This is a genomic window from Streptomyces sp. TRM64462, from assembly GCF_013362995.1.
Lineage (GTDB): Bacteria > Actinomycetota > Actinomycetes > Streptomycetales > Streptomycetaceae > Streptomyces.
Map to the genome: position 1 here is coordinate 1 of NZ_JABWDV010000116.1, position 6,730 is coordinate 6,730.

At 71.2% G+C, this 6,730-nt stretch carries 7 protein-coding genes; 2 read left to right on the forward strand and 5 right to left on the reverse strand.

Annotated elements, in window-relative coordinates; all coding sequences use genetic code 11:
- On the forward strand, nt 1–483 hold a 483-nt coding region (locus tag HTZ82_RS05545), incomplete at its 5' end, for an HAD family acid phosphatase (RefSeq protein ID WP_175408143.1).
- Nucleotides 484–561: 78 nt separating this feature from the next.
- On the opposite strand, the gene katG is transcribed toward HTZ82_RS05545, so the two are convergent.
- Nucleotides 562–2,775: a catalase/peroxidase HPI gene (gene katG / locus HTZ82_RS05550; protein WP_175408144.1), complete on the reverse strand. Its 2,214-nt coding sequence runs from the start codon at nt 2,773–2,775 to the stop codon at nt 562–564.
- 239 nt (nt 2,776–3,014) lie between these two features.
- Between katG and HTZ82_RS05555 the strand changes: the two genes are divergently transcribed.
- Nucleotides 3,015–3,425, forward strand: a complete 411-nt coding sequence (locus HTZ82_RS05555) for a Fur family transcriptional regulator (RefSeq protein WP_175408145.1) — start codon at nt 3,015–3,017, stop codon at nt 3,423–3,425.
- A 67-nt stretch (nt 3,426–3,492) separates the two neighbouring features.
- Here the strand turns inward: HTZ82_RS05555 and msrB are convergent, their stop codons facing one another.
- From msrB to HTZ82_RS05575, 4 genes are all read right to left on the reverse strand, one after another.
- Entirely contained in the window at nt 3,493–3,900 is a 408-nt protein-coding gene (gene msrB, locus HTZ82_RS05560) for a peptide-methionine (R)-S-oxide reductase MsrB (RefSeq protein WP_175408146.1), read from the reverse strand.
- A gap of 16 nt (nt 3,901–3,916) precedes the next feature.
- Entirely contained in the window at nt 3,917–5,311 is a 1,395-nt protein-coding gene (gene murC, locus HTZ82_RS05565; protein WP_175408147.1) for a UDP-N-acetylmuramate--L-alanine ligase, read from the reverse strand.
- A 45-nt stretch (nt 5,312–5,356) separates the two neighbouring features.
- Nucleotides 5,357–5,827 (reverse strand): indole-3-glycerol phosphate synthase, encoded by a 471-nt coding sequence (locus HTZ82_RS05570; protein WP_175408148.1) that lies wholly within the window; start codon nt 5,825–5,827, stop codon nt 5,357–5,359.
- A 128-nt stretch (nt 5,828–5,955) separates the two neighbouring features.
- Nucleotides 5,956–6,717: a pyrimidine reductase family protein gene (locus HTZ82_RS05575; RefSeq protein WP_175408149.1), complete on the reverse strand. Its 762-nt coding sequence runs from the start codon at nt 6,715–6,717 to the stop codon at nt 5,956–5,958.
- Nucleotides 6,718–6,730: the final 13 nt, after the last annotated feature.

The following is a 6,730-nucleotide window of genomic DNA, read 5'->3' on the forward strand; positions in this document are numbered from 1 at the left end:
GCCTGGAAGCGGGAGGTCGACGCCGTCGTCGCCCAGGCCCGCCCCTACATCGAGCAGCGCACGGCCGACGCATCGGGCCAGAAGCTCGCCGTGGTCCTGGACGTCGACAACACGTCCCTGGAGACGGACTTCCACTTCTTCTGGGAGTACCCGACGCCCGCCGTCAGCCCCGTCCGCGACCTGGCGCGGTACGCCCACGCGCGCGGAGTGGCCGTCTTCTTCGTCACGGCCCGCCCCGGCATCATCCACGACCTCACGGCCTACAACCTCAAGGCGGTCGGCTACCCGCTGACCGGCCTGTACGTCCGCGACCTGCCGGACCTGTTCGATGAGGTGTCCGCGTACAAGACGGAGAAGCGGGCCGAGATCGAGGCGAAGGGCTACACGATCATCGCCAACATCGGCAACCGCCCGAGCGACCTGACGGGTGGCCACGCGGAGCGCACCTTCAAGCTCCCGGACTACGACGGCAAGCTGTCCTGAGGCACTGAGCCGCGCGCCCGCGCCGCCGCAGGGGTGTGCCCCGCGGCGGCGCGGGCGCAAGCGCGCGCGGTCCGGCGATCAGGCGATGTCGAACCGGTCCAGGTTCATGACCTTGTCCCACGCCGCGACGAAGTCGTTCACGAACTTCGCCCGCGCGTCGTCGCTCGCGTAGACCTCAGCGAGCGCGCGCAGCTCCGAGTTCGACCCGAAGACCAGGTCGGCGCGGGTGCCGGTCCACTTGACCTCGCCGGTGACGGCGTCGCGGCCCTCGAAGGTGGTCTGGTCCTCGGAGGTGCCCTTCCACTCCGTGCCCAGGTCGAGCAGGTTGACGAAGAAGTCGTTCGTCAGCCGGCCCGGGGTGTCGGTGAAGACACCCAGCTTCGAACCGTCGTAGGTGGCGCCGAGTACGCGCAGGCCGCCGACGAGGACGGTGGTCTCCGGGGCGCTCAGCGTGAGCAGGTTCGCCCTGTCGAGCAGCAGGTACTCGGCCGGCAGGCGGTTGCCCTTGCCGACGTAGTTGCGGAAGCCGTCGGCTGCGGGCTCCAGGGCGGCGAAGGACTCGACGTCCGTGTGCTCCTCGGTGGCGTCGACGCGGCCCGGGGTGAACGGCACCTCGATGTCGTACCCGGCGTCCTTGGCCGCCTTCTCCACGGCGGCGCAGCCGCCGAGGACGATCAGGTCGGCCAGGGAGACCTTCCTGGCACCGGAGTTGAACTCCTTCTGGACGCTCTCCAGGGTGCGCAGGACCTGGGCGAGCTCGTCGGGGTTGTTGACCTCCCAGTTCCGCTGCGGCTCCAGGCGGATGCGGGCGCCGTTGGCGCCGCCGCGCTTGTCGCTGCCGCGGAACGACGACGCCGACGCCCACGCGGTGGTGACGAGCTGCGTCACGGTCAGGCCCGACTTCAGGAGCTTGGCCTTGAGTGCGGCGACGTCGTCGGCGTCGATGAGCTCGCCCTCGCGCTCCGGCAGCGGGTCCTGCCACAGCAGCGTCTCCTCCGGGACCTCCGGGCCGAGGTACAGCGACTTCGGGCCCATGTCACGGTGGGTCAGCTTGTACCAGGCGCGGGCGAAGGCGTCCGCGAACTGGTCGGGGTTCTCGTAGAACCGGCGGGAGATCTGCTCGTAGACCGGGTCGAAGCGCAGCGACAGGTCGGTGGTGAGCATCGTCGGGCGGTGCTTCTTCGACGGGTCGTACGCGTCGGGGACGATCTCCGGGGCGTCCTTCGCCACCCACTGGTGGGCGCCGGCCGGGCTCTGGGTGAGCTCGTACTCGTACTCGAAGAGGTTCTTGAAGAACCCGTTGCTCCACTGGGTCGGCGTGGTGGTCCAGGTGACCTCCAGGCCGGACGTGATGGCGTCCGCGCCCTTGCCCGTGCCGTAGGTGCTTCTCCAGCCCAGGCCCTGCTCCTCCATCGAGGCGGCCTCGGGGTCGGCGCCGACGTGGTCCGCCGGGCCCGCGCCGTGGGTCTTGCCGAAGGTGTGGCCACCGGCGATGAGGGCGACGGTCTCCTCGTCGTTCATCGCCATGCGGCGGAACGTCTCACGGATGTCGCGGGCCGCGGCGATCGGGTCCGGGTTGCCGTTCGGGCCCTCGGGGTTGACGTAGATCAGGCCCATCTGGACCGCGCCGAGCGGGTTCTCCAGCTCGCGGTCGCCGGTGTAGCGGCGATCGTCGAGCCAGGTGGTCTCGGGACCCCAGTAGACGTCCTCCTCGGCCTCCCAGACGTCCTCGCGGCCGCCGCCGAAGCCGAAGGTCTCGAAGCCCATCTGCTCCAGGGCGACGTTACCGGTGAGGATCATGAGGTCGGCCCAGGAGATGCTCTGGCCATACTTCTTCTTGACCGGCCACAGCAGACGGCGGGCCTTGTCGAGGTTGCCGTTGTCCGGCCAGCTGTTGAGCGGGGCGAAGCGCTGCTGACCGGCGCCGGCGCCGCCGCGGCCGTCGCTGATGCGGTAGGTGCCCGCGCTGTGCCAGGCCATCCGGATCATCAGCGGGCCGTAGTGGCCGAAGTCGGCGGGCCACCAGTCCTGCGAGGTGGTCAGCACCTCGGCGATGTCCCGCTTCACGGCCTCCAGGTCGAGGGCCTTGAACGCCTCGGCGTAGTCGAACTCCTCACCGAGCGGGTTGGCCACGGCGGGGTTCTTGGCGAGGATCTTGAGGTTGAGCCGCTCCGGCCACCACTGCCGGTTCCCTCCTCCCTGAGTGGGGTGAGGGGCGCGCCCGTGCGCGACCGGGCAGCCGCCTGTGCCTTCCGCCGTGTCGGCGAGGGGTGCGACGTGCTTCTCAGACATGGAAATTCCTTCCGAACCAAGCGGATCACGGAGGTCGGGAACTGCTGAGGCGGTGGAGCTGTGCGGTACAGGCCACGGTTCGCGAGGTCCGGCCCTGTAGGGGTGGGAAGGCGTGACCGTCACACGTGCCCTTGGCTGCCGCCAAAACAGATCCTATGCTGGACTCAGTCCAAGTCAATACGACAGCCAGGCCCCGCACGGCCTCATCCGTCGGACGACGCATCGCAAGGCTGGTGATCATGAGCAACCTGCTGGAACGGCTCCGCCGTCGCGGCTGGCGGATGACCGCGCAGCGCCGGGTGGTCGCCGAGGTACTCGACGGCGAGCACATCCACCTCACCGCCGACGAGGTCCTGACGCGCGCCACGGCCCGGCTGCCGGAGATCTCGCGCGCGACCGTCTACAACACCCTCGGGGAGCTGGTCGCGCTCGGCGAGGTGATCGAGGTGTCCAGCGTCGGCCGCGCCAAGCGCTACGACCCGAACGCGCACCACGCCCATCAGCACCTGGTGTGCTCGGGCTGCGGCGCGGTCCGGGACGTCCACCCCGGGGGCGATCCCCTGGCCGCGCTGCCGGACTCCGAGCGGTACGGGTTCGCCGTCACCGGCGCGGAGGTGACGTACCGGGGGCTGTGCCCCGACTGCACGTGAACCCGGCCCGCGGCTCCCGCCCCAGCCCTCCGGCGGCTCCTCCCCCTCAGTCCTCCCGGGGCTCCAGTCAGTCTTCCCGGGGCTCCAGCCGCAGCGAGACCGAGTTGATGCAGTAGCGCTGGTCCGTGGGGGTCGGGTAGCCCTCGCCCTCGAAGACATGCCCCAGGTGGGAGCCGCAGCGGGCGCAGCGCACCTCGGTGCGGACCATCCCGTACGAACGGTCCTCGATCAGTTCGACGGCGTCGCTGTCCTTCGGGTCGTAGAAGGACGGCCAGCCGCAGTGGGAGGCGAACTTGGTGGTGGAGGTGAACAGCTCGGCCCCGCAGGCGCGGCAGGAGTAGACGCCCTTGGTGTCGGTGTCGGTGTACTCACCGGTGAAGGCGCGTTCCGTGCCGGCCTCGCGCAGGACGTGGTACTCCTCCGGGGTCAGTTCGGCGCGCCACTGCTCGGCCGTCTTCTCGACCTCATACGGCATCGCTGTGTCAGCTCCCTCAGTCCGACAGGCGGGCCAGGATCCTCGGGCCGAGGTCCGTGACATCGCCCGCGCCCATCGTGAGAACGAGATCGCCGGGGCGTGCCATTCCCGCGATCACGTCCGGGACCGTGTCCTTGTCGTGGACGGGGGTCACGTCGGCGCCCGCCGCGGCGGCCGCGTCCGTGATCAGGGCGCTGGTGACGCCGGGGACCGGGTCCTCGCGGGCCGGGTAGATGTCGAGGACGACCGACCGGTCGGCGAGGGTGAGGGCCTGGCCCATCTCCGTGCCCAGCTCCTGGGTGCGGGAGAACAGGTGCGGCTGGAAGACCACGAGGAGGCGGCGGTCGGTGCCCGCCGCCGCGCGCATGGCCTCCAGGTCGGCGGTCATCTCGGTGGGGTGGTGCGCGTACGAGTCGATGACCTGGACGCCCGCGGCCTCGCCCTTGAGCTGGAGGCGGCGGCCGACGCCGGTGTACGCGGTGAGGGCCTGGGCCAGGGCGGCCGGGTCGATGCCCGTGCGGGCGCCGGCGGCGAGGGCGGCGGCGGCGTTGTGGGCGTAGTGGCGGCCGGGGACCGAGACCGTGAAGGTGTGCTCGGTGCCGTCGAGGACGACGGTGACCTCGCTGGTCATGCCCTGGGGGACGACGGCCGTGATGCGCGCGTCGGAGTCGGGGGACTCGCCGACCGTGAGGATGTCCAGGTCCTCGCGGTGCGCGACGCGGGCCGCCAGTTCGCGGGCGCCCGCGTGCTCGCCGACGACCAGGGTGCCGCCGGGGCGGATCTTGGCCACGAACGCCTCGAACGACTCGTAGATCTCGTCCATGGAGGCGTAGTTGGCGTGGTGGTCCAGCTCGACGTTGAGGACGAGGGCGACCTCGGGGTCGTACTTCTGGAAGCTGCGGTCGCTTTCGTCCGCCTCCGCGACGAAGACGTCGCCCTCGCCGTGGCGGGCGTTGGTGCCGGGGCCGGCGAGGTCGCCGCCGATGGCGTACGAGGGGTCGAGGCCCAGCTCGGTGAGGGCGACCGCGAGCATCGACGTCGTGGTCGTCTTGCCGTGCGTGCCCGCGACGGCGATGGCGCGCAGGTCCTTCATGAGCGCGGCCAGCGCGTCGGAGCGGTGGACGACGGGGATGCCGAGCTCCCGCGCGCGGGCCAGCTCCGGATTGTCGGCGCGGATGGCGCTGGAGACGACGACACAGCTCGTGTCGTCGGCCAGGTGGTGCGCGGCGTGCCCGATGTGGACGGTCGCGCCGAGCGCGCGCAGCGACGCGGCGGTGTCGGACTCACGCGCGTCGCTGCCGGCGACCTTCGCCCCGCGCTGGGCGAGGATCTTCGCGATGCCCGACATGCCGGCGCCGCCGATGCCGATGAAGTGCGGCCGTTCCATTGCGGCAGGGATGGCGGGTGCCATGCGTGATCTCTCCCCGGGGGTCTGACGTAGGTGCGGGGGCCCAGCCTATTCGTTGTGCGCGAAGAGCTTGAGCACCGGTACGCCGACCTTGTGGCGGGCCCGGGACGCCCAGTCCCGGTGGAAGAACTCCTCCACGTAGTGCGGTGCGGTCAGCACGATCACCTCGTCGGCCTCGGACTCCTCCACGACGGCCTTCATCTTGTCCAGCGGGTGGTCCTCCACCACCTGGCCGACGGCCTCGCAGCCGGCGTCGCGCAGGGCCTGGACGGACCGTTCCAGGGCGATCTCGACGGGGCGCCGCCCGTCCTTCGCGGACAGCTCCTCGCCTTCCTTGGCGACGTCCTTCAGCGCGCCCATGGCGACGTCGTCGATGGCGCGCAGCAGAGCGTCGGCCTGGTCGCCGCGGGGCTGCATGAGCACGATGAAGGAGACGCTCTCGTCGCCGTGCAGGGTCGTGACGAATTCCACGTCCACGGACGAGAGCGGTTTCTCGATCATCAGAACGCTTGTGAACACCTTCGGAGCCCTTCTGCGGAAACCATCCTTCCCCGTGCCCGCACGGGGTCTGCCGATGTAAGTGTGCCCGCAGGAAGCTAAGCGGAACGGTTAATTCCGCTGATTTGTCGGATCTCCGTGAGATCCGCTCAGAGCTTCTGGTACCGGGTGAAAAGGAACCCGTCCTCCTCCAGTACGGACGCCAGTGCGAAGCGGGACGGCACCTCCACGGACGGGCCGCCCGCGATGCGCTGCGCCGACCCGGCGGTGAGCATCGGCGAGACCGTCAGGCACAGCTCGTCCAGCACGCCGGCGGCCACGAACTGGCCGAGGAGCCGGGGCCCGCCCTCGGTGAGCTGCCGGGTCAGTCCGCGCGCGGCCAGCGCCCGCACCGCACGCTCCGGCTCCGCGCCGGGACCGTCGCCCGCGACGATCACCTCCGCGCCCGCCTTCTCCGCGGCGCGCACCCGCGCGGCCGGCGCCGCCGCACCCGTCAGGACGAGGGTGGGGGCCGACGGGGCGGTGAAGAGCGGAAGGGAGAAGTCCAGGTCGAGCGAGGCGCTCACCACGGCGATCACGGGCGCGGGCGTCTGCCCGGCCGCCTTGCGCCGCGCCGCGAAGGCCTCCCGCGCCCGGGCGGGGCGGTACCCCTCCTTGCGTACGGTCTCGGCGCCCACCACGATCACGTCGGCCAGCGCCCGCAGCGTGCCGAAGATCCGCATGTCGGCGGCGGACGAGATGGGCTCGGAGCGGCCGTCGTGCTGCGCGGCGCCGTCCAGCGAGGACACCATGTTGGCCCGCAGCCACGCGCCGTGCGGGGCCGGGTACCCGACGGACGCGGACGCCGGGTACGCGTAGGCGTCGGCGAGCTCGTCCAGGGACCATTCGCGGCTGGCCGCCACGCGCGGCACGGGCGGCGCGGGC